This is a genomic window from Klebsiella sp. CN_Kp106, from assembly GCF_040064575.1.
Classification (GTDB): Bacteria; Pseudomonadota; Gammaproteobacteria; order Enterobacterales; family Enterobacteriaceae; genus Klebsiella; species Klebsiella michiganensis.
Genome location: NZ_JBEAIG010000001.1, coordinates 292,999 through 317,598 on the forward strand (window position 1 = coordinate 292,999; position 24,600 = coordinate 317,598).

Sequence of the window (24,600 nt, forward strand, 5' to 3'; positions counted from 1 at the left end):
TAACAACAATCACCTGCAACTGTACTGGAGTCCTTTATGAACATGCGAACCCTCTCACTCGCCGCGCTTACCCTCCTCGACGTTCCGCCGCCGGAACAGGTACGCATTGCGGCCCAGACCGGATTCACCCACGTTGGTCTGCGCCTGCTTCCCGCAACCCCGTCAGATCCGGATTACGACATGCTCGGCGACACCGCCGCCGTACGCGATACCCTGGCGGCGCTGATGGAAACCGGCGTTCGCGTTTCGGACGTTGAGATCGTCCGCCTGACGCCCGATTTTTCAGTGGACGCTCGTTTGCAGCTTTTTCTTACTACCGCCGCGCGCCTTGGCGCAAAGCAGGTTTTAGTGGCAGGAAACGATGATAACCGCGCGCGCAGCGCGGGAAATCTCGCCCGGCTTGCCGAAGCCGGCCAGGAGCATGGATTAACCATGAACCTGGAACCCATGCCCTGGACCCACCTGCGCACCATTGCCGAAGCCCGGGCGCTCATCACCGCCAGCGGCCGCAGCGATATCGGTATTTTGATTGACGCTATTCACTTCTGGCGGGCCGGCGAATCCCTGTCCACGATCGCGGCGCTACCGCAAAATTGCCTCAACTATATGCAGCTTTGCGATGCCTCACCGCAACCCCCCGCTGACGAGCAGGAGCTGATTTACCAGGCCCGCGCCGCGCGCCAGGTCCCCGGCGAAGGCGGACTCGACCTGCACGGTCTGATGGCGGCGCTTCCGGCCACGCTGCCGGTATCCATCGAGGTCCCGCTAAGCGGCGATCGGGGTGCGCTGCCGCCGCTCGCTCGCGCTCAGCTGCTGTTTAACGCCGCGCAGTCCTACCTGCGCCCTTGCGCATAAGGAGAGTCCCATGACACAGACTCAACGCCTGGACGTCAGGGAGTTAATCAACGCCAATCCGCTAAGCCGCTTTCAGAAGCTGGTGGTGTTTTTAGGCTTCTGCGTTATCGCGCTGGACGGCTTTGATATCGCCATCATGGGATTTATCGCCCCGACGCTGAAGCAGGAATGGGGAGTAAGCAATCACCAACTCGGTTTTGTCATCAGCGCCGCGCTGATAGGCCTGGCGCTGGGGGCCATTTTCTCCGGGCCGCTCGCCGACTGGCTGGGACGGAAAAAAATTATCATTAATAGCGTCTTCTTCTTCGGCTTCTGGACCATCGCCACCGCCCTTTCACAAAATATTGAGCAGATGATGGTTTTCCGCTTCCTGACCGGGCTGGGATTAGGCGCCGCCATGCCGAATATCGGCACCCTGGTGTCAGAGTATGCGCCGGAGCGCCAGCGCTCGTTCCTGATTACGATTATTTTTTGCGGCTTCACCTTTGGCGCGGCGGCGGGCGGTTTCTCCGCATCCTGGCTAATCCCGCAGTTTGGCTGGCACTCGCTGATGCTGCTTGGCGGGATCCTCCCGCTGCTGTTCGCTCCGGTCCTGATCTGGCTGTTACCGGAATCGGTGCGTTTTCTGGTCGTTAAGCGCGCGCCTGCCGAACGTATTCGGCGGATTATGCAACGCCTCTATCCGGGACAAATCCCCGATGAGGCCGAGTTCAGCCTCCCGGCCCAGCCCGTCCAGGCAAATGCCATGCGCATCGTTCTCTCCCGCCAGTATCGCTTCGGTTCGATGATGCTCTGGCTGGTTTACTTTATGGGGCTTTTTTTGGTTTACCTCCTCGGCAGCTGGCTACCGACGCTGGTAAAAGAGGTGGGCTTAACGGTCGGCCAGGCGGCGGTAATGACCGCAATGTACCAGGCTGGGGGAACCCTTGGCTCGCTGTTTGCGGGCTGGCTAATGGACCGGATCAACCCACATCGGGCGCTCGGGCTGATTTACGCGGTTGGCGGCCTGTTTACGATGGCGATGGGCTATGCCGCGGCAAGCTTTGCGCTCATCTGCCTGCTGGCGTTTATCAGCGGAGCCTGCTTAAACGGCGCCAATACCGGCATGAACGCGCTCTCCGCCCGCTACTATCCTACCGAAGCACGGGCTACCGGCTCCAGCTGGATGCACGGCGTTGGCCGCATGGGCGCGATCCTGAGCGCCTTTGCCGGGGCGGAGATGCTGGCGCTGAATATCAGCTTCGAAAGCGTTTTCCTGATCCTTGGCATTCCCGCCGCGATAACCGTCGCCGGGCTGGCGGCCAAAGGTATTTTCGCGGCTGGCCCGTCGGCAAGGGCCACCGCGTCAACCGCGCCCGTCAGAAGTACATTTTAAACGTTGACGCTAAGGCAGGCGTGTTTCAAAAACACGCCTGCCCAAAAAAGAAAAATTAATTTCATTTAAATGAATAATGAAAAATAAAAATGCCATGCAGTATCGATTCACTTCACAAAACCACAGTGCAAAATCATTAAATACATACAAGAAACAAATCAAACGTCGCCCAGAAAAACACTTAATAACCTTATCAATCAGAATGGCTTGATAGCTGTAACCAAAAAATTTACGGCTCAATTTTTACGGTTTTTCGATCCGCCTCGCATATACAGAAATTAAATTCCAAACAAACATTGAAATGAAATAAATATTTCCTTATGTTCTGGCTGATATTCAGGATAAGGTCGTGCCGGTGGAACTGGCGCAGAGGTCCTGACTTGTCCTTCCAGACAAAGGAATTGACCATGAGTGAACAGCAGATTCTTCTCTCTCCCGCGGCAGCACGCAGCGATAAGCTAAGCTGGGCTACCCGAATCGCTTACGGCGGCGGCGATACCGCTTGTAACGTCGTGTTCGGCATGATCGGCACGGTTTTAACCCTGTTTTATACCGACTATGTCGGCATCAGCATCGCCACCGTTGGCCTGGTGATGCTGATCTCACGTCTGTTTGACGGCGTTTCCGATGTCATCATGGGCCTGATGGTGGAACGCACGAACTCTCGCTGGGGTAAATCACGCCCCTGGCTGCTGTGGATGAGCGTGCCCTACGCCGTATCGGCAATTTTACTGTTCACCGTCCCGCAGACCACCGGCACGCTGCAGTTTCTCTATCTGCTGGTCGCCTATAACTTCTGCACCACCGTGTGCTATACCGCCATCAACCTCCCCTACGGCAGCCTCTCTGCGATGATGACCCGCGCCTCCTGGGAAAGGGATATGCTCAGCATCACCCGAATGTCGATGTCGCCTTTTGGTCGTATTCTCGCCGTTGCCTGCACTTTGCCGCTGGTGAAGTACTTTGGCGACGATCAGGCCGCGTGGATCAAAACCATGTCTATTTGGGCTTTTCTGGCGCTGCTGTTGCTGCTGTTTTGCTTTTATAAATGCGAAGAAAAGGTGGTCATCAAAGCGCGAGAAAAACAGGGAAACGTACCGGTAAAAACCCAGCTTTCCGCGCTTTTTCGTAACCAGTACTTCTGGGCCAGCGCCATCCTGTGGACCGCGCAAAGCGTGTACTACACCGTGGTAGGGATCGCGCTGCCTTACTACTGCCGCTACGTGCTCGGTGACGATACCTTCTATAGCTCCATTTTCGTTGCCGAAACCGCCTGCATTATTATTTTCACCTTCCTGAGCTCCGTGCCCATCCGCAAATACGGTAAACGCAACGTTGCCCTCTGCGGTATCGTGCTGGCGACCATCGGCCAGGTGCTGTTTATGTTTAACTCTGATGATTACCACTGGGCGCTGGCAAACGCGATTATTCGCGGTATTGGCTTCGCCCCGCTGAACGCCGTGCTGTTCGGCTTCTGCGGCGATGCCGTCGAATTCGGCCAGTGGAAAACGCGCGTCAGACAGGAAGGGATGATCTTCTCCGCCGGTTCCGTTGGGACGAAACTCGGCGCAGGTATTGCCGCCGCGGTTATCTCCGGCCTGCTGAGCATGGCGGGTTACGTCAGCTCCAGCAGCGGATCCGGCGTTCAGCCGCAAAGCGCTATCGACATGATTAACCACGTTTATCTCTACGGCTCTTTCTTCCTGTGGATCGTGGTCATTATCACCCTGCTGTTTTATCGCCTGGATAAGCAATACCCGCAGATCATGCATGACCTGAAAGAACGCGAAGCCCGTGGCGAGATGTAAAACCTTAGAACCAGGCCCGCGCTCGGCGAGCGCGGGTACACAGAAGAACATCTGAAATCCGTAGGATCTCTATCATTGAGGAGTGCACCATCATGTTAAACGGCATGAAACCCTTATCCCGCTCCCTGCGCTGGGGCATGGTCGGCGGCGGCGGCACCAGCCAGATTGGCTACAGCCACCGCTGTGCGGCGCTTCGCGACAACGTCTTTACTCTGCTCGCCGGCGCGCTTGATATCGATGCCGAGCGCGGTCGTCAATTCGGCGAGCAGCTCGGCATCGCTCCTGAACGCTGCTACGCCGATTACCAAACGCTGTTCGCGGAGGAGGCCAAACGCCCTGACGGCATTGAAGCCGTATCGGTAACGACGCCGAACAATACTCACTTCGCTATCACTAAAGCGGCGCTTGAAGCCGGGCTGCACGTTATTTGCGAAAAACCGCTGTGCTTTACCGCCGACGAAGCGCGCGAGCTGCTGGCGCTAAGCAAAAAGCAGAATAAAATTATCGGCGTCACGTACGGCTATGCCGGGCACCAGATGATCCAGCAGGCGCGGCAGATGATAGCGGAAGGGATGCTCGGCGAGATCCGCATTATTAATATGCAGTTCGCCCACGGTTTTCATAATGAAGCCGTTGAGCTACAGGCTGAATCCACCCGCTGGCGGGTAACGCCCAAATATGCCGGCCCTAGCTATGTGCTGGGGGATCTGGCGACCCATCCGCTATTTATTGCCGAGACGATGGTGCCGAACCTGAACATCACCCGCCTGATGTGCGCGCGTCAAAGCTTCGTCAAATCTCGCGCGCCGCTGGAAGATAACGCCTTTGTGCTGATGGAATATAACAACGGCGCCGTTGGCTCACTGTGGACCAGCGCGGTCAACAGCGGCGCGATGCACTCGCAAAAAGTCCGCGTCATTGGCGAAAAAGCCAGCATCGAATGGTGGGATGAGCGTCCAAATCAGCTCAGCTATGAGGTACAGGGCGAACCGGCTCGCGTCCTCGAGCGCGGGATGCCCTATCTCAGCCAGCAGGCGCTGGCGGACGACCGCATTGGCGGCGGTCACCCTGAAGGGCTGTTCGAGGCGTGGGCCAACCTCTATCGCCGCTACGCTATCGCCATCGACGCGATGGATCGCGGGGACCAGGCGTTCCTGGAGACCTTCTGGTATCCGGACGTCGAAGCCGGTCTTCACGGCGTTTACTGGGTTGAGCAGTGCGTCAAATCCGCCGACGCAGGCGGCCAGTGGGTTGACTTTAACTGCCAATAACCGCTGAACACCAGTGGAGGCCCCTCCACTGGTTTTTTCTTTCTACCGTACTCACCTCATCATGCAACACAGTCGTAATATCTGTTAAACAAACATTTATTTACGCTTCTGTTTCCCCCCACTACACTATGCGCAGTTTTTATATTGAGGTGGTAATGAACGATAATAAAATGACGCCAGGCGAACTGCGTGCGACCTGGGGTTTGGGGACCGTATTCTCTTTGCGCATGCTCGGCATGTTTATGGTCCTGCCGGTTCTGACCACTTACGGCATGGCGTTACAGGGCGCAAGCGAAGCCCTTATCGGACTGGCAATTGGTATTTACGGGCTGGCTCAGGCGCTATTCCAGATACCTTTCGGGCTGCTTTCTGACCGCATTGGCCGTAAGCCGCTGATCGTCGGCGGCCTGTTAATCTTCGTTGTCGGCAGCGTTATCGCCGCGCTTTCTGACTCTATCTGGGGCATTATTCTTGGCCGCGCGCTGCAGGGCTCCGGGGCGATTGCCGCCGCGGTCATGGCGCTGCTTTCCGATTTAACCCGCGAGCAAAACCGCACTAAAGCCATGGCGTTTATCGGCGTCAGCTTTGGCGTCACCTTTGCTATCGCCATGGTTCTCGGGCCTGTCGTTACCCACCAGCTCGGCCTGCACGCCCTGTTCTGGATGATTGCTGTTCTGGCGACGCTCGGCATCCTGCTGACGCTATGGGTGGTGCCGAACAGCCAGAATCACGTGCTGAACCGCGAGTCCGGTATGGTGAAAGGCTGCTTCAGCAAAGTTCTTGCTGAGCCAAAACTCCTGAAGCTCAATTTCGGCATTATGTGCCTGCATATCATGCTGATGTCCACGTTTGTCGCTCTGCCGGGCCAGCTTGAGGCCGCCGGTTTCCCCGCCGCCGAGCACTGGAAAATCTATCTGGTCACCATGCTGGTCTCATTTGTCGCGGTGGTGCCGTTTATTATCTACGCCGAAGTGAAGCGCAAAATGAAGCGCGTCTTTCTGCTGTGCGTCGCCATCCTGCTGATTGCTGAAATCGTACTCTGGGGTGCCGGAGGCTATTTCTGGGAGCTGGTCGCCGGCGTTCAGCTATTTTTCCTCGCGTTTAACCTGCTGGAAGCGCTGCTGCCGTCGTTAATCAGTAAAGAATCACCGGCCGGATATAAAGGCACCGCGATGGGCATTTACTCCACCAGCCAGTTCCTTGGCGTGGCCATCGGCGGAGCGCTCGGCGGCTGGGTGGATGGCTTTTTTGATTCGCAAACCGTCTTCCTGCTCGGCGCCCTGCTGGCGATGCTGTGGCTGCTGGTGGCCAGCACCATGAGCGAGCCGCCGTACGTTAGCAGCCTGCGGGTCGAGATCCCGGAGGATATCGCCGCGGACAAAATGCTCGAAGCGCGCTTACGGGCTAAAGAGGGCGTCAAAGAGGTGCTGGTGATTAGCGAAGAGCGTTCGGTGTATATCAAAATCGACAGCAAGATCACCAACCGCTTTGAAATTGAGCAGGCAATCAAAGGGATATAAAAGCGAGCACCTTTGTTCAGGCAGGCAAAAACGATTCTGAGCGGTGCTTTGTGTCCTGCCGGGCGGCGGCTAACGCCGTGCCCGGCCGACAGACGGGACTCTTTTAATCGCGGAAGTTTTTGAACTGGAACGGCTGGCCCAAATCACCGCCGCGCACCAGCGCCATAACCGCCTGCAGGTCGTCACGAGATTTACCGGTAACGCGAATCTCTTCGCCCTGGATCTGCGCCTGTACTTTCAGCTTGCTGTCTTTAATCAGCTTGACGATTTTTTTCTGCGTCGCGCTCTCAATGCCCTGCTTCAGCTTCGCATCGACAAACCAGGTTTTACCGCTGTGCACGAACTCGTCCGGCACTTCGATAGAACTGCCCTCAATTCCGCGTTTCAGCAGCTTGGCGCGCAGAATATCCAACAGCTGGTTAATCTGGAAATCAGACTCGCTGAGGACCTTGATGGTCTCGTTTTTTTCGTTCAGCTCAAAGCTCGCTTCGACGTTACGGAAATCAAAACGCGATTCAACTTCGCGGGTCGCGTTCTCTACGGCGTTTCGAACTTCCTGAAGATCGACTTCAGAGACAATATCGAAAGATGGCATCTTTTCCTCTCCTTCAGTTTCTTTTGCGTTGCATAATACCCGCAACGCGACATAACTCAACTTGTTATCCCGAAAGGATAACTGATAACGCTATACTTTAGCCATGAGCACCTGATGCAGCACTCACAGGTGAGGAGGAATAATGAAAGTAACCGTACTCGGATGCGGTGCACTGGGACAGTTATGGCTAACTGCGCTGTACAAACACGGACATGAAGTCCAGGGCTGGTTACGCGTCCCACAGCCATTCTGTAGCGTCAATGTGATTGAAACCGACGGCAGCGTGTTTAATGAATCGTTTACCGCTAACGATCCTGATTTTCTCGCCAGCAGCGACCTGCTGCTGGTCACCCTCAAAGCCTGGCAGGTCTCTAACGCGGTAAAAAACCTGAGCGCCATCCTGCCGTCGTCAGTACCTGTTCTGCTCATGCACAACGGTATGGGTACCGTTGACGAGCTTAAGAGCCTCAAACAGCCGCTGCTTCTGGCTTCGACAACGCAGGCGGCCCGCCGCGACGGCAACGTGATCGTCCACGTCGCCAACGGCACCAGCCATATTGGCCCGGCGAAAGCCTACCCTGAGGATTATAGCTATCTCGCCGATGTACTGCAGAGCGTGCTGCCCGACGTCGCCTGGCATAACAATATCTACCCCGCGACCTGGAGCAAGCTGGCGGTAAACTGTGTGATTAACCCGCTGACGGCGTTAAAAAACTGTCAGAACGGCGATTTACGCGAATACCCGCAGGAGGTCGCCGCGATTTGTTATGAAGTTGCGGCGGTGATGGATCGCGAGGGGATGCATACCTCGCCGGAAAACCTGTTATTCTATGTACATCAGGTTATTGAAAGTACGGCAGAAAATACCTCCTCCATGCTGCAGGATATTCTCGCCCAGCGCCATACGGAAATCGACTATATCACCGGTTATCTGTTAAAACGCGCCCGAGCCCACGGTATCGCCGTACCTGAGAATACCCGCCTGTTTGAACTGGTAAAGCGTAAGGAGAATGAATATGAGCGCGTCGGCACTGATTTGCCTCGCCCCTGGTAGCGAAGAGACCGAAGCGGTCACCACCATTGATTTACTCGTTCGCGGAGGAGTAAAGGTCACGACCGCCAGCGTTGCCAGCGATGGCAGCCTGACCATTGTCTGCTCGCGCGGCGTTAAGCTGCTGGCCGATGCGCCGCTGGTCGAAGTGGCCGATGGCGATTTCGATATCCTTGTTCTGCCCGGCGGCATTAAGGGTGCGGAGTGCTTTCGCGACAGCCCGCTGCTGGTTGAAACAGTACGTCAATTCCATCTTTCCGGGCGCATCGTTGCGGCGATTTGCGCCGCGGCGCCGACCGTGCTGGTGCCGCACAACCTTTTCCCCATCGGCAATATGACCGGCTTTCCGGCGCTGAAAGAACGCATTCCCGCCGAGCAGTGGCAGGATAAGCGCGTCGTCTGGGACGCTCGCGTTAAGCTGCTCACCAGCCAGGGGCCGGGAACCTCAATTGATTTCGCCTTGAAGATGATCGACCTGCTGGTTGGACGCGAAAAAGCGCACGAAGTCGCTTCACAGCTGGTGATGGCGGCAGGAATTTATAACTACTACGAATAAATGCAAAACGGCAACCCAGGGTTGCCGTTTTCATGATTACGCCTTGCTCCTGAAGAACTAGGGGCGATATACCTTCACGTTTTCAAAGCCCTGCTCGCGCAGATACAGCGCCTGCAGGCGGCTCATCACCCCACGCTCGCACCACAGCAGCCAGGTTTTACTCTGGTCGAGATCGCCAAATTTGGTGCTCAGCTTATAGAACGGCAGAGAAACCACGTCCACGCCTTCCACCTTCAGCGGCTTATCGTCCTGCTCGTCGATAGAGCGGATATCGAGGATCGCGTCGTCAGGGCCAAAACCGCTGACGGTTTCCACTTCCACTACGTCCTGCTCGGTCTGCTGAGCGATATCGCGGATATCAATGTTGCTCGCTTCCGCCACCACTTTCTCAAGGATGCTGAAATCGAAGTGCTCTTCTTCCGCCTCGATCTTCGCCTTCACCGCTTTCACGGTGGGGCTCTTCGAGATAACGCCGCAGTATTCCGGCATGGTGCGGGCAAAATCTTCAGTGCCGATTTCACGCGCGAGGTCAATAATGTGCTCTTTATCGTGCGAAATCAGCGGACGCAGAATCAGCGTATCCGAGACGTTGTCGATCAGGCGCAGGTTGGTCAGCGTCTGGCTGGAAACCTGGCCTAACGCCTCGCCGGTGACCAGCGCCTGGACGCCGTAGCGCTCGGCGACTTTTGACGCCGCGCGCACCATCATGCGCTTGAGCACCACGCCCATCTGACCGTCGTCGACTTTCTCCAGGATCTCACCCACCACCGGCTCGAAGTTAATCGCCACGAAGCGCACGCGGTGTGAGCTGCCGAAGCGGTTCCACAGATAGTGCGCGACCTGACGCACGCCGATTTCATGGGCCGCGCCGCCGAGGTTAAAGAAGCAGTAATGCACGCGGCAGCCGCGGCGCATCAGCATATAGCTGGAAACGCCGGAGTCGAAACCGCCGGAAATGAGCGACAGCACGTCTTCCTGGGTGCCGATCGGGAAACCGCCGATACCTTCGTAGCGCCCTTTAACCAGCAGCAGGCGATCGTTTTCGATCTCGAGGTTAACCGTCACATCGGGATCGGTCAGCTTCACTCGCGCCGTTTCAATATGCTGGTTCAAACCGCCGCCGACGTAGCGCTCCACTTCGATTGAGGTAAACTCATGCTTACCGCGACGCTTAACGCGCACGCAGAACGTTTTACCTTCCAGCGCGTCACGCCACAGCGGCAGCGTCTGCTCGAAAATATCGTGCAGAGAGGTATAAGGAACGTCTTCGACTTCCAGAATATGGTGGATACCGGGGATACGGGTCAGGGCATCGCGAATAGCCGGACGCTGGTTTTCATCCTTCGCCCGGACCTCGATATGATCCCAGTGACGAACGACGGCAAGCGTCTCATCATAGTTTTTGAGAACGTTACGAATGTTCCCGGTTAAAATTTTAATGAAGCGCAATCGCACAGATTGGCTTTTGATGGTGATTTCCGGGAACAATTTAATGATAAACTTCATGGCGACACTATTCGTTGGCAAGCCCGTCGTTGGCTAGCCCGACGGGGCTTTAAGCATAAAAAGTTGTACAGGCGCGACTGGCGTCTGCATCCAGGGCGCGGAGTATACCACTATTGGACGCTTTTCACCTGGCATTGCGCGTTATTTGATTAACCGCGCGACTTCGTTACCATATTGATAGCCATCGAGACATTACAAGAGTCTATATTCACTATGCCAAAGAAAAATGAGGCCCCGGCCAGCTTTGAAACCGCCCTGGGCGAGCTGGAGCAAATTGTTAATCGTCTGGAAAGCGGCTCGCTGCCGTTAGAAGAAGCGCTCGGCGAATTCGAGCGCGGGATCCAGCTGGCGCGCCAGGGGCAGGCAAAGCTGCAGCAGGCCGAACAGCGCGTACAAATTCTGCTGGCGGATAGCGAAGACGCGCCGCTTACCCCTTTTACGCCGGACGCTGAATAAATGGACTTCCCGCAACAGCTACAGGCGTGCGTCGAGCAGGCTAACGAAGCGCTGCGCCGTTTTATCGCTCCGCAGCCCTTTCAGAACACTCCGCTGGTCGAAGCCATGCAGTATGGCGCACTATTAGGCGGCAAACGCCTGCGCCCGTTCCTGGTTTACGCGACCGGCGATATGTTTGGCGTTAGCCGCGCTACGCTGGATGCCCCTGCCGCCGCCGTCGAATGCATCCATGCCTATTCGCTGATGCACGATGATCTCCCGGCGATGGACGATGACGATTTACGCCGCGGCCAGCCGACCTGCCATATAAAATTCGGCGAAGCGAACGCAATTCTTGCCGGAGACGCCCTACAAACGCTGGCGTTTTCTATACTGAGTGATGCGCCGATGCCGGAAGTGCCGGATCGCGATCGCCTGGCGATGATTTCTGAGCTGGCCCAGGCCAGCGGCATCGCGGGTATGTGCGGCGGTCAGGCGCTGGATCTGGAAGCGGAAGGCCATCAGGTTGATCTGACGTCGCTGGAGCGAATTCACCGCCATAAGACCGGCGCGTTGATTCGCGCCGCGGTACGAATGGGCGCGCTGAGCGCAGGTGAAGCCGGACGCAGGGCGCTACCCGCTCTCGATCGCTACGCCGAGAACATCGGTCTCGCCTTCCAGGTCCAGGATGACATTCTCGACGTGGTAGGGGATACTGCCACACTTGGCAAACGTCAGGGAGCCGACCAGCAGCTGGGCAAAAGTACCTACCCCGCCCTTTTGGGACTCGAGCAAGCCCGGAAAAAGGCCTTTGACCTGATTACCGACGCCCGCCGGTCGTTAACTGAGCTGGCCGCGCAATCTCTGGATACCACGGCACTGGAAGCGCTCGCGAATTACATAATTCAGCGTGATAAATAAACAATAAATGAGTCTCTGATGAGTTTTGATATTGCCAAATACCCGACCCTGGCGCTGGTGGATTCCACCCAGGAGTTGCGTTTGTTGCCGAAAGATAGCCTGCCGAAACTGTGCGACGAACTGCGGCGTTATCTGCTGGACAGCGTCAGCCGCTCTAGCGGACACTTTGCCTCCGGGCTCGGTACGGTAGAACTAACCGTGGCGCTGCACTACGTCTACAACACGCCTTTCGATCGCCTGATCTGGGACGTCGGCCACCAGGCTTACCCGCATAAAATTCTGACCGGACGCCGCGATCGGATCGGCACCATCCGCCAGAAAGGCGGGCTGCACCCCTTCCCGTGGCGCGGAGAAAGCGAGTATGACGTCCTGAGCGTCGGCCACTCGTCGACCTCCATCTCTGCCGGAATCGGCATAGCTATCGCCGCAGCCAAAGAGGATAAGCAGCGCCGCGCGGTTTGCGTAATCGGCGACGGGGCGATAACCGCCGGGATGGCGTTTGAAGCGATGAACCACGCTGGCGATATCAAACCCGATCTGCTGGTGGTGCTCAACGACAACGAAATGTCGATCTCCGAGAACGTCGGTGCGCTAAACAATCATCTGGCGCAGCTGCTCTCCGGCAAACTCTACTCCACGCTGCGCGAAGGCGGCAAAAAGGTCTTCTCTGGCGTGCCGCCGATTAAAGAGCTGCTCAAACGCACCGAGGAACATATCAAAGGGATGGTGGTTCCGGGGACCCTGTTTGAAGAGCTGGGCTTTAACTACATTGGGCCGGTGGACGGTCATGATGTTATCGGTCTGGTAAATACGCTGAAGAATATGCGCGACCTGAAAGGGCCGCAGTTCCTGCATATTATGACCAAAAAAGGCCGCGGCTATGAGCCCGCCGAAAAAGACCCGATCACCTTCCACGCGGTGCCAAAATTCGATCACACCAGCGGCGTGCTGCCGAAAAGCAGCGGCGGCCTGCCCTCTTACTCGAAAATCTTTGGCGACTGGCTGTGCGAAACCGCCGCGAAAGATGACAAGCTGATGGCCGTCACGCCAGCGATGCGCGAAGGTTCCGGGATGGTCGAGTTCTCGAAAAAATACCCCGACCAGTATTTCGACGTGGCCATTGCCGAGCAGCACGCGGTGACCTTTGCCGCCGGCCTGGCGATCGGCGGCTATAAGCCGGTGGTGGCGATCTACTCCACCTTCCTGCAGCGCGCATACGATCAGGTGATTCACGATGTCGCCATCCAGAAGCTGCCGGTGCTGTTCGCTATCGACCGTGCGGGTATCGTCGGCGCCGATGGGCAAACCCATCAGGGCGCGTTTGATATCTCCTTCCTGCGCTGCATTCCTGACATGGTCATCATGACCCCCAGCGATGAGAACGAGTGCCGCCAGATGCTGTATACCGGTTATCACTACAACGACGGCCCGAGCGCGGTGCGCTATCCGCGCGGCTCCGGTACCGGCGCGGCCTTTGAACCGCTAGCCTCGCTGCCTATCGGTAAAGGCGTAGTGAAACGCGAAGGTGAAAAAATCGCGATTCTGAACTTCGGCACGCTGCTGCCGCAGGCGGCAAAAGTCGCGGAAAAGCTTAACGCCACCCTGGTGGATATGCGCTTTGCCAAACCGCTGGATGAAGCGCTGGTGCTACAGCTGGCCGCAGAACACGAAGTGCTGGTCACCCTGGAAGAGAATGCCATTATGGGCGGTGCGGGCAGCGGCGTGAATGAGCTGCTGATGTCCCGCCGCCGCGCGATTCCTGTGCTCAATCTCGGCCTGCCTGATTTCTTTATCCCGCAGGGAACCCAGGAAGAAGCGCACGCCGACCTCGGCCTGGACGCCGCCGGAATAGAAGCCAAAATCCACGCCTGGCTGGCATAATTGCCGCCACCGCTCCTGCTATGCTTAAAGGATACCCTTTACCCGTAGCAGGAGCGCACTATGCACTATATCCCTCTTGGCGATACCGATCTCCGCGTTTCCCGACTCTGCCTCGGCTGTATGACCTTTGGCGAACCGGACCGCGGTAACCATGCATGGACCTTACCGGAAGAGAGCAGCCGCCCGCTGATAAAATACGCCCTCGAGGGCGGCATTAACTTCTTCGACACCTCGAATAACTACTCTGACGGCAGCAGCGAAGAGATCCTCGGGCGCGCGCTGAGTGAGTATGCTCGTCGCGATTCCGTGATCGTCGCCACAAAGGTTTACCATCAGGTGGGCGATCTGCCGCAGGGACTGTCGCGCGCGCAGATCCTGCGCTCCATTGACGACAGCCTGCGCCGCCTCGGCATGGAGTATGTCGATCTGCTGCAAATCCATCGCTGGGATTACACCACGCCCATTGAAGAAACTCTCGAAGCGCTAAACGACATCGTCAAGGCGGGTAAAGCCCGCTATATCGGCGCATCGTCAATGCATGCCCGTCAGTTTGCCCAGGCGTTAGCGCTACAGCGGCAGAATAACTGGGCCCGCTTCGTCACCATGCAGGATCACTACAATCTGATTTATCGTGAAGAAGAAAACGAAATGCTGCCGCTGTGCAGCCGTGAAGGCGTCGCGGTGATGCCGTGGAGTCCGCTGGCGCGCGGTCGCCTGACCCGTCCGTGGGGAGAAACCACCGCCCGTCTGGTATCCGATGAAGTCGGTAAGGCGCTTTACAATGCCACTGATGAGAATGATGAACTGATCGCGACAAACCTGGCCGCAGTCGCGGAAGAGCTTGACGCCAACCGCGCGCAGGTGGCTCTGGCCTGGCTATTGAGCAAGCCGGGCGTGGCCGCGCCGATTATCGGCGCCTCAAGGCAGGAGCAGCTGGATGAGCTGCTGCATGCGGTCGATTTAACGCTGACGCCGGATCAGATTGAAAAGCTGGAGACGCCGTATAAACCGCACCCGATTGTGGGGTTCAAGTAACGCGCGGTTCCCTGCCGATTCCCGGCTCGCGCTGCGCTTAGCCGGGCTACAGGTTCACCAGCATCTGCGGACGACGAGTTCACCACCGCCTCCGGGAAAAGCCTGCCTGCTCAATTTCCCAGAGGCGCCAGGCCAGCCGGGCCAGACTGGTTTAAAAAAGACCAATCGGCCAGTGGTGGCCAATCACGTACAGCACCCCGGCGGAAATCACCCCGGCGACAATATCGTCCACCATGATCCCCATCCCGCCGTGGATATTGCGGTCGAACCAGCGGATGGGCCACGGCTTCCACATATCAAAGAGGCGGAAAATCACAAATCCAGCGGCGACCCACTGCCAGTCCATCGTCGGTAGAGCCATCAGGGTGATCCACATCCCGACAAACTCATCCCAGACAATGCTGCCATGATCGTGGGTACCCATATCTTTCGCCGTACGGTGGCAAATATAGACGCCAATGCAGATGCTCATCATCACCGCCAGCGAATAGAGCTGCCAGGGGAGTAAGGTCAGCAAATACCAGAAGGGGATCGACGCCAGCGATCCCATGGTGCCGGGAACCACGGGGCTAAGGCCGCTGCCAAATCCCGTTGCCAGCAGATGCCAGGGGTTGCTCATCTTCAGGCGGCTTTTCGCCACATCTCTACTACGCGCCAAAATGATCGTATCCCTTAAAATCGAACGTGACGGGCTTACCTTCGCGTGTGAACTGCAGACCTTCCGATTCCGGCAGGATCTGCCCAATGCAGGTAAAACGCGCGCCGAGGTTGGCAAGGGCCACGTCCAGCGCCCCGCGATTGAGTTCAGGTACGGTAAAGCACAGCTCGTAATCTTCACCGCCGGAGAGCGCCCAGCGCAGCGCCTGCTCAGGCTCAACCTGGCGCAGCATCGCATCCGAGAACGGCATCGCATCAAGATCGACGCGCGCGCCGCAGCCGCTGGCCTTGAGAATATGCCCCAGGTCAGAAATCAGGCCGTCGGAGAGATCGATGGCGGCGTTCGCCAAATCGCGCAGCGCCTGCCCCTGCAGAACCCGCGGCAGCGGACGCAGATGGCGCGCCAGGAGATAATCCGCGTCGGCGTCATCTTCAACCTGCAGCCGATCCTGCAAAATCGCCAGACCCGCTGCGCTGTCTCCCGGCGTGCCGGTGACGTAAATCCAGTCGCCATGCTTTGCCCCGGAGCGCTTCAAAGCGCGTCCCGTCGGCACATAGCCGTGAATACCCAGCGTCATCGACAGCGGTCCGCGCGTGGTATCGCCGCCAATGAGCTGCATATCGTAATAATTAAGCTGCACGAACAGGCTGTCGCTAAAGGCCTCAAGCCAGGCTTCGTCCGCTTCCGGCAGGGTCAGGGCCAGGGTTAGCCACGCCGGTTCAGCGCCCATTGCCGCCAGGTCGCTCAGGTTGACCGCCAGCGCTTTATAGGCGAGGTCGGCAGGGTCGATATCGGGTAAAAAATGGTTTCCCGCCACCAGGGTGTCGGTGCTGATTGCCAGCGTTTTTTTCTCGGGGATGTTCAGGAGCGCGCAGTCGTCGCCAATGCCGGTTTCAACATCAAGACGTGCGCTTTTTACGCGATCAAAATAACGGGCAATCAGGGAGAATTCGCCGCATGCCATACGTTATGCCTCAGAAAAAGAAAAGAATAAGGCCGGTTTGCAGAAGTGAGACTCTGCAAAAACCGGCCCTGGAATTTACTTTTTGTTGGGACGAATTACCGGGGCAGCTTTGTCCAGCACGCCGTTGACAAACTTATGGCTATCTTCAGCGCCAAAGGTTTTCGCCAGTTCGATGGCTTCGTTAATCGCAACTTTGTACGGTACATCGCTACGCTTTGACAGCTCAAACAGTGCGATACGCAGCACCGCTTTTTCCACCTGACCCAGCTCGTCCAGCAGACGAGAAAGATACGGCTTCATCAGGCCGTCGAGATACGCGCTGTTAGTCGCCACTCCGGACAGCAGTTCGCGGAAATACAGAACGTCTACATCTTTCACATCCTGTTCCGCCAGGAACTGGTATTCGACATCAGCGATGTCGTTTTTGGACAACTGCCAGGAGTAAAGCGCCTGGACAGCACACTCACGGGCGCGGCGACGAGCAGCAGGTTTCACGGAATTCCCCTTACAAAAATCAGGCCTTGATGGCTTTCAATACGTTAATCATTTCCAGCGCGGTCAACGCGGCTTCAGCGCCTTTGTTACCGGCTTTGGTGCCAGCGCGTTCGATGGCTTGTTCAATACTTTCTGTGGTCAGAACACCGAAGGCTACCGGGATTCCGCTGTCCTGAGCGACGTGCGCCAGGCCATTGCTTGCACCGCCAGCCACATATTCAAAGTGCGCGGTGCCGCCACGGATAACGGTACCCAGCGCGATCACTGCGTCATACTTACCGGTTTTCGCCAGTGCGTCAGCCGCCAGCGGCAGCTCATACGCGCCTGGAACCCAAACCACGGTAATGTTTTCATCTTTGACCTGGCCAATACGCTTCAGGGCGTCAATCGCGCCATCCAGCAGGCTGTCGTTGATAAAGTTGTTGAAACGCGCGATGGTGATGGCGACGCGAGCGTCCGGGGTAGCAACGTTAGCTTCAATAATGTTCATACTCTTCCTTCGGGTTCAGTTCATTTGGCCCCGCAAGGGGGGCGGATTCTATCATAATAATCGGCGCACTGCTTTCCCTTTTGTCCGGGGAAATCAAGCGTTCACTAAATGCAGGCAAATATCCGGGCCTACATGACGTATCTCATTGAATTTGAAATGGGGTGCTTGCTCAAGTTTCTCAAGCCCCGGCAGTACACATAATCCGCGCGCATCGCTGCCTAACAGTTTAGGCGCAATATAGACGATAAGCTCGTCCACCAGCCCGGCCTCCAGCAGCGCGCCGGCAAGGGTGGGGCCTGCTTCCACCCAGATCGAGTTAATTTGCTGTTTGCCCAGCAGCATCATCAGGACCACCAGGTCCAGGCGACCGTTATGCTCCGGCACCAGCAGCGTGCGTACGTTCTCCGGCCACTGGCGTTCATCTGCACGGGTACGGGCAAACAGCGTTTCACCCGCCTGCTCCACGATACGATGCTGCGGCGTGACGCGATTCTGACTATCGATAACGATACGCAAAGGCTGGCGCAGGTTTTCCTGCGGGTACAGCGCCTGAGTGTCGGCGTTGAGCTCGTCCCAGCGTACGGTTAGCGCCGGGTCATCCGCCAGCACCGTCGCGCTGCTGGTCAGGATGGCGTGGCTTTGCGCGCGCAGGCGCTGCACATCGCGCCGCGCCTGCGGGGAGGTGATCCACTGGCTCTCTCCGCTGGCCATCGCCGTGCGCCCATCCAGCGATGCGCCCATTTTTAACTGAATCCAGGGAAAACCGGTGCGCATCCGCTTAAGAAAACCTTTATTCAGCGCCTCGGCTTCGTTCATCATCAGCCCGTGACTGACGTCGACCCCTTCCTGCTGCAAACGGTACAAACCGCGACCCGCGACCTGCGGGTTCGGGTCCTGCATCGCCGCAACCACGCGGGTCACCCCTGCGGCAATCAGCGCCTCGCAGCACGGCGGCGTTCGCCCGTGATGGCTACAGGGCTCCAGCGTGACGTACGCCGTCGCGCCTTTCGCTTTTTCGCCCGCCATGCGCAGCGCGTGCACTTCCGCGTGCGGTTCACCGGCGCGATAGTGAAAACCTTCGCCGACGATCTGGCCATCTTTAACGATCACGCAGCCGACATTCGGGTTTGGGTGCGTGGTGAAGCGTCCGCGCGCGGCCAGCTTCAGCGCTCGCGCCATGTATATTTCATCCTGCATGGGCTCAGTCCTGTAAGCGGGCGATCTCTTCGCCAAACTCTTTGATATCTTCGAAGCTGCGATAGACGGAAGCAAAGCGGATGTAGGCGACTTTATCGAGCTTTTTCAGCTGTTCCATCACCAGGTTGCCGATCATTTTGCTCGGCACTTCCCGCTCGCCGGTCCCGCGCAGGTGGGTTTTTATATGGTTAACCGCCATTTCGACATCGTCTGAGCTGACCGGGCGCTTCTCCAGCGCTTTCAGCATACCGCTGCGCAGTTTGTCCTCATTAAAAGGCTCGCGCACGTCGTTGCTTTTTACGACTCGCGGCATCACCAGTTCCGCCACTTCAAACGTCGTAAAACGTTCATTACAGACCAGACACTGACGACGACGACGCACGGAAGAGCCCTCGCCCACCAGACGAGAGTCGATAACTTTGGTATCTACGGCGAAACAGAAAGGGCAATGCATGGCGCGTCCTGACATGTAGTTAAACTAACGGGTAGTTTACCGCGAAGTGACCCGACAACAAAGAAAGAGCTTTTGAGACAAAGGATCTATAGTGCGATTATCCGATCGGTCTACCATTAAGCATCCTCTGTTAACGGAATCCCAACTATGACAAGACGTTATTTAAAGCTGGCCATTGTGGGTAGCATTTTCACCCTCAGCGCCTGCGCGCAGCAAAGCGAAATCCGCCAGATGAACCAGAGCGTGAGCACCCTGAGCAAAGAGATGACCCAGCTCAATCAGCAAACGGTAAAAATTACTCAGCAAAACGTTCTGAACGCGAAATCAAACAGCGGCGTATACCTGCTGCCGGAGGCGAAAACGCCGGCCCGTCTGAAAAGCCAGATTGGTACGCTGCGCATGTCGCTGCTCAATATCGCGCCGGATGGCGACGGTACCCGCCTGACCCTGCGTATCCAGGGTGAATCAAACGATCCGCTGCCGGCCTTTAGCGCGACGGTCGCCTCCGGGCAGATCAGCGGCACCACCGATAGCTATCAGGAAGTTAACGTACAAAATCAGCTGATTAGCGCGCCGGCAAGCGTTCTGGCGCCGAGCGACGTCGATATTCCGCTACGCCTGAATGGCGTAACGCCCGAGCAGGTTGGCTTTGTCCGCATCCACGATATCCAGCCCGCAAACACGCCGTAACGCCCTCAGCCGGATGCCCTGAACATCCGGCTCCCCTCCCCTCATGCTAATCCACTTACAGATTTTCCATTCAGTTCACTAAAAATTGCCAGAATTTATGAATTTCGGTGGCATTCCCGCAAGAAATGCATAAAATCGTGAACGCAATCGATTACGCATGTGTTCGTTATGTGAAACAACACATATTTTTGTGAGCAATGATTCCTATAATAGACGCCACAGAAATACGAAATATTTAGAAACGCTTCGGCGCTTCTTTTAACGCCTTCAGGCTTAATTTAAACAGTGGCATCATTATGAAAAAAACATTACTGGCAGCCGGCGCAGCTCTGGCGCTCTCCGCATCTTTCTCTGCCAGCGCGGCAGAAAACGACAAACCGCAATACCTGTCTGATTGGTGGCACCAGAGTGTAAACGTGGTGGGCAGCTACCACACTCGTTTTGGTCCGCAGATCCGTAACGATACTTATCTGGAATATGAAGCGTTCGCCAAGAAAGACTGGTTTGATTTCTATGGCTATATGGATGCGCCGGTCTTCTTCGGCGGTAACACCAACGCGAAAGGTATCTGGAACCACGGTTCCCCGCTGTTTATGGAAATTGAGCCGCGCTTCTCCATCGACAAACTGACCGGTACCGACCTCAGCTTCGGCCCGTTCAAAGAGTGGTATTTCGCTAACAACTATATCTACGACATGGGCCGCAACAAGTCCGGTCGTCAGAGCACCTGGTATATGGGTCTGGGTACCGATATCGATACCGGCCTGCCGATGAGCCTCTCGCTCAACGTCTATGCGAAATATCAGTGGCAAAACTATGGCGCATCAAACGAGAACGAGTGGGACGGCTACCGCTTCAAAGTGAAATACTTCGTGCCGCTGACCGACCTGTGGGGCGGTTCACTGAGCTATATCGGCTTCACCAACTTTGACTGGGGCTCCGATCTGGGCGATGACAACGCTTATGATTTGAACGGTAAGCATTCACGCACCAGCAACTCCATCGCATCCAGCCATATCCTGGCGCTGAACTACGATCACTGGCACTACTCCGTCGTGGCGCGTTACTTCCACAACGGCGGCCAGTGGGCGGATGACGCGAAGCTGAACTTCGGCGACGGCGACTTTAACGTCCGCTCTACCGGCTGGGGTGGTTACTTCGTGGTCGGCTACAACTTCTAATCGGCTCGATGATCCCCGGCAACTACGCCGGGGATCATAAAAGCTAACGCTCTTCGCATCTCACCTTACGCAAGAAATCACTTAATGAGCGATCGGCTCGTTCGCTGAAATGACGCCCGGTGGCGGAAATCTCCAGGCAGCGGTCAAGGCGAAAACAGCGATAATCTTCCCGCAGTTCGCACCAGGTCACCAGCAGCCAGCGCTCGCCCCAGAAAAAAAGCCCCAGCGGCAGTACGTCACGCTGCGACACGTTTCCCGCTTCATCGCGATAGCGCAGCCCCAGCGCCTGCTGGGCGGAGACTGCCCGATGCACTATATCAAACTGATCTTTACTATAGCCCTGCGCACCAAAGTCCGGTGCGAACACGCGCGACTGCTCCGCCTTGCGCCGGCTCTCGGCAGGCAAAATAGCCAGCACTTTTTCCTGCGCCGACTCCAGCGCCTGGGAAAGCGAGGCACCGCCCCAGGTTTGCAGCAGCCGTATAGCGGCCATCAGCGCTTCCGATTCCTGGGTTGTTAGCATCAGCGGCGGTAGGTCATAGCCTGCCAGCAGCCGGTAGCCGCTCCCGGCTTCCCCCTCAACCGGGACGCCGGAGAGCGAGAGGTCGCGAATGTCGCGGTAGATGGTGCGCTCTGACACGCCGAGCCGCTCGGCCAGCAGCCCGGCGGTGGTTAATCTCCTCCCGCGCAGGATCTGGACGATTTGAAAAAGGCGGTCGGCGCGTCGGCTCATTTCTGTTGTCTCATTTACGCGGGTTGGTGAAGGCCAATCCGATTACCCTCACTGTCAATAAACAGGGCAATCGTGCCGATATCGTCCGCCAGTTCAAGGGGGCCAAACACGCAGCTTCCGCCCGCCGAGTTGACGCGATCGAGCGTGGCCGCCAGATTGTCAGTATGCAGATAGAGAATACATCCCTGATCGGAGGGCTTAACGCCTTCGAACTTTGCCAGCGCGCCGCCGGGAGCCGGATCCTCATGCGGGAAAACGGCCATCTCGATGCAATCCATTTTTTCCCGACGCAGCGTCACCTGCATCACCGGCTCGTAAAACGCCACGGCACGATCCATCTCCGCAACCGGGATCTCAAACCAGTTAATTACGTTGTTCATACATCCTCCTGTCCATTGTTTGGGTTCAGGAGGAGTGTAAGACAGGCCTACTGACAGCATTGTGTCAGTATGGTGCGCACACCAGCGCGCGCTCGGGACTCAGCAGCCACGGACGCAGGTATCCCACGGTACTGGAAAATGGCAGCACCTCTTCAGGAAGCACAATGCCAAGCTGCTCGCCGATATACAAGCGCCGGGCGACGATACGCTGCCAGAGTTCGGGATAGCGCTGCGCCAGCTCCCGACGCAACGCGCTATCGGCAAGCGCCACGGTATCTTCAATGCTTGCGCCGCCGTAGCCCGGGCGGGAAGGAATGATGTCGATTTGCAGTATCATCCCGCTTTGCAGGCAGGCGGTTGAATGGGGGCCAATGGGCGAACAGAGCCACTCCTCATCCGCGACCAGATGCCCCGGATTCAGGTGCCAGTGATATTCCGCCTTCGGCAACGCCTGCTCTATCAGCGCATACATATCACCGCCGCGCATGCCGATGCGCAGATTTTCCAGCCAGTTCACCACCGCGTTGAAATAGGGCTTCGCCACGACCTCGAGGTAATCAGCCACCTCGGGCGCCAGTTCGCTCTCATCGGCCACCACGTAGGCGGCGCGGCTGCTCAGGCCGCCTTTGAAGCCGGTGGTCAGCGAGAATTTATCTCCGCGCTGAATCACCTTATCGCCCGGATAGAGATTCGCCCAGGCGAAGCGCTCGCCGGTAGCGGCAATCATCACCACGCTATTAGACTGCCCTTCCGCCGCCAGCAGCGCGCCGATTTGCTTTTCCGTTTTACCCGGCGCAACGGCGTTAAGCGCGGTGAGAATCGCGGTGGAAGCCAGATTTGCGCCGTACTCATAGTGCGCCAGCTCGTTGGCATTATTGGTGACTCGCGCTCCGCTTGCCGGGTCGATAAAAATGCCGGTGGCGTTAGTTAATCTTGCCTGCGGGCCGGCGGCCTGGCGAATAGCGTCCACGATAAAGGCAGGCAGATCGAACATCTGCGCGCGGTCATCCGCCGCGCCGGTAAAGAGCTTCCAGCCCGCCAGGCCAATTCGGTTTTCCGCCGCAACGCCCGCCTCCTGAAGCCGCTGAGCCAGCGTTTTACCGGTTTCCATCGGCTGATTGGGCAGCGAAAACCACGGGGCGTGAATCACACGGTTTTCCAGCCGGGCATGGCCTGCCAGCTTGAGATTCTCGTTACCCAGCACCAGCACCGCTTCACCGTCCCGATGCAGCACCAGCAGCGCCTCTTCGAAACGGGGAATAAAGCCGGTGAGATACTCAAAGTTGCCGCCGTGCTCTTTGTCGGCATAGACGATAAGCGTGTCTACGCCGGACTGACGCATATTTGCCAGCACCCTGGACTTGCGCAGTTGCAGCGTGTCGTCGTTAAGCGTAACGGAAGGCACATCGTACCAGAGCGGGGGTTGAGGAACGGTGGAAAGCGTTACGACAGCCATCGGCATTTCTCCATGTCATTGCGTGCTGATACGGGAGAGTAACCAAAATCCGGGCGGCTGTAATAAAAAAATCCCGGCCTTGCGACCGGGATTCGTTTTATCGCTACGCGATTGCCTTACGGCAGAATTGACGGCTGATCCGCCCCTTCTTTCTCGACTTTCTGCTGCAGCATATGCTCGCGCTTCATGCCCAGCTTCAGCGCCAGCGCGGACGCGACGTAGATAGAAGAAGCCGTACCGATGGAGACACCGATGAGCATGGTCAGCGAAAAGCCTTCCAGAATCGGACCGCCGAAGAGGTACAGCATCAGGATAACCATCAAGGTTGTCCCGGAGGTGATCAAGGTACGGTGCAGCGTTTGCGTCAACGACACGTTAAAGATTTCGTACGGCGTACCGCGGCGAATCTTGCGGAAGTTTTCACGAATACGGTCGGATACCACGATACTGTCGTTCAGCGAGTAGCCGATAACCGACATCAACGAGGCCACAATGGTCAGGTCGATCTCGATATGCAGTAGCGACAGCACGCCCATGGTGATCACCACGTCGTGCGCCAGCGCGATAACCACCCCTGCCGCCAGACGCCACTCAAAGCGGAAGCCGACGTAGATCAGGATACACACCAGCGCGGCTATCAGCGCCAGCGCGCCGGTCTGCGCAAGGTCCGCGCCAACGCTCGGCCCCACAAACTCAATACGTTTGACCGTCGCGTTCTGGCTGGTCGAGTCGTTAATCACGCTAACGACCTTGCTGCCCAGCTCCTGGCTGCCGTTGGCGTCATGCACCGGCGGCATACGCACCATGATGTCGCGGCTGCTGCCGAAGTTTTGCAGCTGCGGCTCTTCAAAGCCCGCCTTCTGCAGCGACTGACGCACCTGGTCCATATCGACAGGTTTTTCGAGGGTGATCTCAATCACCGTACCGCCGGTGAAATCCAGACCCCAGTTAAACCCGCGCACGCCAATAATAGCGATGGACAAAATCAGCAGAAAACCTGAAATGCCGAAAGCCCAGTAGTCCCAGCGCATAAAGTCCCAGACTTTACGGCCGTGGTTCAATTGTTCAACAGTATATTCCTGTGCCACAACGC

Annotated in this window: 25 protein-coding genes; 13 read left to right on the top strand and 12 right to left on the bottom strand. The window is 57.1% G+C overall.

What is annotated here, in order from left to right:
• The first annotated feature begins 36 nt into the window (after positions 1 to 36).
• The 5 genes from ABLU96_RS01300 to ABLU96_RS01320 all read left to right on the top strand — a co-directional run bounded on the left by ABLU96_RS01300 (position 37) and on the right by ABLU96_RS01320 (position 6,829).
• Positions 37 to 855, top strand: coding sequence for a TIM barrel protein (locus ABLU96_RS01300; protein WP_025107174.1), 819 nt, complete (start codon positions 37 to 39; stop codon positions 853 to 855).
• 10 nt (positions 856 to 865) lie between these two features.
• Complete coding sequence (locus ABLU96_RS01305) at positions 866 to 2,230, top strand: aromatic acid/H+ symport family MFS transporter (protein ID WP_046876999.1); 1,365 nt, start codon at positions 866 to 868, stop codon at positions 2,228 to 2,230.
• A gap of 407 nt (positions 2,231 to 2,637) precedes the next feature.
• Positions 2,638 to 4,038 (top strand): MFS transporter, encoded by a 1,401-nt coding sequence (locus ABLU96_RS01310; protein WP_064405106.1) that lies wholly within the window; start codon positions 2,638 to 2,640, stop codon positions 4,036 to 4,038.
• Positions 4,039 to 4,130: 92 nt separating this feature from the next.
• Positions 4,131 to 5,309: a Gfo/Idh/MocA family oxidoreductase gene (locus ABLU96_RS01315; RefSeq protein ID WP_047724313.1), complete on the top strand. Its 1,179-nt coding sequence runs from the start codon at positions 4,131 to 4,133 to the stop codon at positions 5,307 to 5,309.
• 155 nt (positions 5,310 to 5,464) lie between these two features.
• Positions 5,465 to 6,829, top strand: a complete 1,365-nt coding sequence (locus ABLU96_RS01320) for an MFS transporter (protein WP_004848226.1) — start codon at positions 5,465 to 5,467, stop codon at positions 6,827 to 6,829.
• 103 nt (positions 6,830 to 6,932) lie between these two features.
• Here the strand turns inward: ABLU96_RS01320 and ABLU96_RS01325 are convergent, their stop codons facing one another.
• Positions 6,933 to 7,424 carry a YajQ family cyclic di-GMP-binding protein gene (locus ABLU96_RS01325; protein ID WP_004129715.1) on the bottom strand — a complete coding sequence of 164 codons (492 nt, stop codon included), beginning with the start codon at positions 7,422 to 7,424 and terminating at the stop codon, positions 6,933 to 6,935.
• A gap of 142 nt (positions 7,425 to 7,566) precedes the next feature.
• Here ABLU96_RS01325 and panE point away from each other — a divergent pair, with 142 nt between their 5' ends.
• Positions 7,567 to 8,478 carry a 2-dehydropantoate 2-reductase gene (gene panE, locus ABLU96_RS01330; RefSeq protein ID WP_004848223.1) on the top strand — a complete coding sequence of 304 codons (912 nt, stop codon included), beginning with the start codon at positions 7,567 to 7,569 and terminating at the stop codon, positions 8,476 to 8,478.
• Positions 8,441 to 9,031, top strand: coding sequence for a protein deglycase YajL (gene yajL, locus ABLU96_RS01335; RefSeq protein ID WP_004848222.1), 591 nt, complete (start codon positions 8,441 to 8,443; stop codon positions 9,029 to 9,031). The genes panE and yajL overlap by 38 nt, the downstream gene beginning before the upstream one ends.
• Before the next feature lie 57 nt (positions 9,032 to 9,088).
• Here the strand turns inward: yajL and thiI are convergent, their stop codons facing one another.
• A complete protein-coding gene (thiI, locus tag ABLU96_RS01340; RefSeq protein ID WP_014228166.1) occupies positions 9,089 to 10,537 on the bottom strand; it encodes a tRNA uracil 4-sulfurtransferase ThiI in 1,449 nt (482 codons plus the stop codon).
• A 213-nt stretch (positions 10,538 to 10,750) separates the two neighbouring features.
• Between thiI and xseB the strand changes: the two genes are divergently transcribed.
• The 4 genes from xseB to ABLU96_RS01360 are packed head-to-tail and all read left to right on the top strand — an operon-like array spanning position 10,751 to position 14,809.
• Positions 10,751 to 10,993 (top strand): exodeoxyribonuclease VII small subunit, encoded by a 243-nt coding sequence (gene xseB / locus ABLU96_RS01345; protein ID WP_004099468.1) that lies wholly within the window; start codon positions 10,751 to 10,753, stop codon positions 10,991 to 10,993.
• Positions 10,994 to 11,893, top strand: a complete 900-nt coding sequence (ispA, locus tag ABLU96_RS01350) for a (2E,6E)-farnesyl diphosphate synthase (RefSeq protein WP_004848218.1) — start codon at positions 10,994 to 10,996, stop codon at positions 11,891 to 11,893.
• 18 nt (positions 11,894 to 11,911) lie between these two features.
• Positions 11,912 to 13,774, top strand: a complete 1,863-nt coding sequence (gene dxs / locus ABLU96_RS01355; protein WP_025107179.1) for a 1-deoxy-D-xylulose-5-phosphate synthase — start codon at positions 11,912 to 11,914, stop codon at positions 13,772 to 13,774.
• Positions 13,775 to 13,834: 60 nt separating this feature from the next.
• Positions 13,835 to 14,809, top strand: a complete 975-nt coding sequence (locus tag ABLU96_RS01360; RefSeq protein ID WP_064377632.1) for an aldo/keto reductase — start codon at positions 13,835 to 13,837, stop codon at positions 14,807 to 14,809.
• Between the two features lie 151 nt (positions 14,810 to 14,960).
• On the opposite strand, the gene pgpA is transcribed toward ABLU96_RS01360, so the two are convergent.
• From pgpA to nrdR, 6 genes are all read right to left on the bottom strand, one after another.
• Positions 14,961 to 15,467 (bottom strand): phosphatidylglycerophosphatase A, encoded by a 507-nt coding sequence (gene pgpA, locus ABLU96_RS01365; RefSeq protein WP_004133926.1) that lies wholly within the window; start codon positions 15,465 to 15,467, stop codon positions 14,961 to 14,963.
• Entirely contained in the window at positions 15,457 to 16,431 is a 975-nt protein-coding gene (gene thiL / locus ABLU96_RS01370) for a thiamine-phosphate kinase (RefSeq protein WP_014228164.1), read from the bottom strand. Before thiL ends, pgpA begins: the two co-directional genes overlap by 11 nt.
• 75 nt (positions 16,432 to 16,506) lie before the next feature.
• Positions 16,507 to 16,926: a transcription antitermination factor NusB gene (gene nusB, locus ABLU96_RS01375; RefSeq protein WP_004099457.1), complete on the bottom strand. Its 420-nt coding sequence runs from the start codon at positions 16,924 to 16,926 to the stop codon at positions 16,507 to 16,509.
• Positions 16,927 to 16,945: 19 nt separating this feature from the next.
• Positions 16,946 to 17,416 carry a 6,7-dimethyl-8-ribityllumazine synthase gene (gene ribE / locus ABLU96_RS01380; RefSeq protein WP_004129690.1) on the bottom strand — a complete coding sequence of 157 codons (471 nt, stop codon included), beginning with the start codon at positions 17,414 to 17,416 and terminating at the stop codon, positions 16,946 to 16,948.
• 93 nt (positions 17,417 to 17,509) lie between these two features.
• The gene (gene ribD / locus ABLU96_RS01385) at positions 17,510 to 18,613 is read right to left on the bottom strand and encodes a bifunctional diaminohydroxyphosphoribosylaminopyrimidine deaminase/5-amino-6-(5-phosphoribosylamino)uracil reductase RibD (RefSeq protein ID WP_025107180.1); all 1,104 of its coding nucleotides are present in this window, start codon (positions 18,611 to 18,613) and stop codon (positions 17,510 to 17,512) included.
• A gap of 4 nt (positions 18,614 to 18,617) precedes the next feature.
• Positions 18,618 to 19,067 carry a transcriptional regulator NrdR gene (nrdR, locus tag ABLU96_RS01390; RefSeq protein ID WP_014228162.1) on the bottom strand — a complete coding sequence of 150 codons (450 nt, stop codon included), beginning with the start codon at positions 19,065 to 19,067 and terminating at the stop codon, positions 18,618 to 18,620.
• 147 nt (positions 19,068 to 19,214) lie between these two features.
• Between nrdR and ABLU96_RS01395 the strand changes: the two genes are divergently transcribed.
• Positions 19,215 to 19,757: a DUF3251 domain-containing protein gene (locus ABLU96_RS01395; RefSeq protein WP_032748221.1), complete on the top strand. Its 543-nt coding sequence runs from the start codon at positions 19,215 to 19,217 to the stop codon at positions 19,755 to 19,757.
• A gap of 296 nt (positions 19,758 to 20,053) precedes the next feature.
• Entirely contained in the window at positions 20,054 to 20,938 is an 885-nt protein-coding gene (locus ABLU96_RS01400) for a nucleoside-specific channel-forming protein Tsx (protein WP_004848202.1), read from the top strand.
• A 43-nt stretch (positions 20,939 to 20,981) separates the two neighbouring features.
• Here the strand turns inward: ABLU96_RS01400 and ABLU96_RS01405 are convergent, their stop codons facing one another.
• The 4 genes from ABLU96_RS01405 to secF form a co-directional block, all read right to left on the bottom strand.
• Positions 20,982 to 21,671, bottom strand: a complete 690-nt coding sequence (locus tag ABLU96_RS01405) for a YafY family protein (protein WP_014228161.1) — start codon at positions 21,669 to 21,671, stop codon at positions 20,982 to 20,984.
• A gap of 14 nt (positions 21,672 to 21,685) precedes the next feature.
• Positions 21,686 to 22,051, bottom strand: coding sequence for a VOC family protein (locus ABLU96_RS01410; protein WP_064377633.1), 366 nt, complete (start codon positions 22,049 to 22,051; stop codon positions 21,686 to 21,688).
• Positions 22,052 to 22,115: 64 nt separating this feature from the next.
• On the bottom strand, positions 22,116 to 23,507 hold the full coding sequence (locus tag ABLU96_RS01415) for a M24 family metallopeptidase (RefSeq protein WP_064405108.1): 1,392 nt from the start codon (positions 23,505 to 23,507) through the stop codon (positions 22,116 to 22,118).
• Positions 23,508 to 23,623: 116 nt separating this feature from the next.
• Positions 23,624 to 24,595, bottom strand: a complete 972-nt coding sequence (secF, locus tag ABLU96_RS01420) for a protein translocase subunit SecF (protein ID WP_004848195.1) — start codon at positions 24,593 to 24,595, stop codon at positions 23,624 to 23,626.
• Positions 24,596 to 24,600 lie beyond the last annotated feature (5 nt).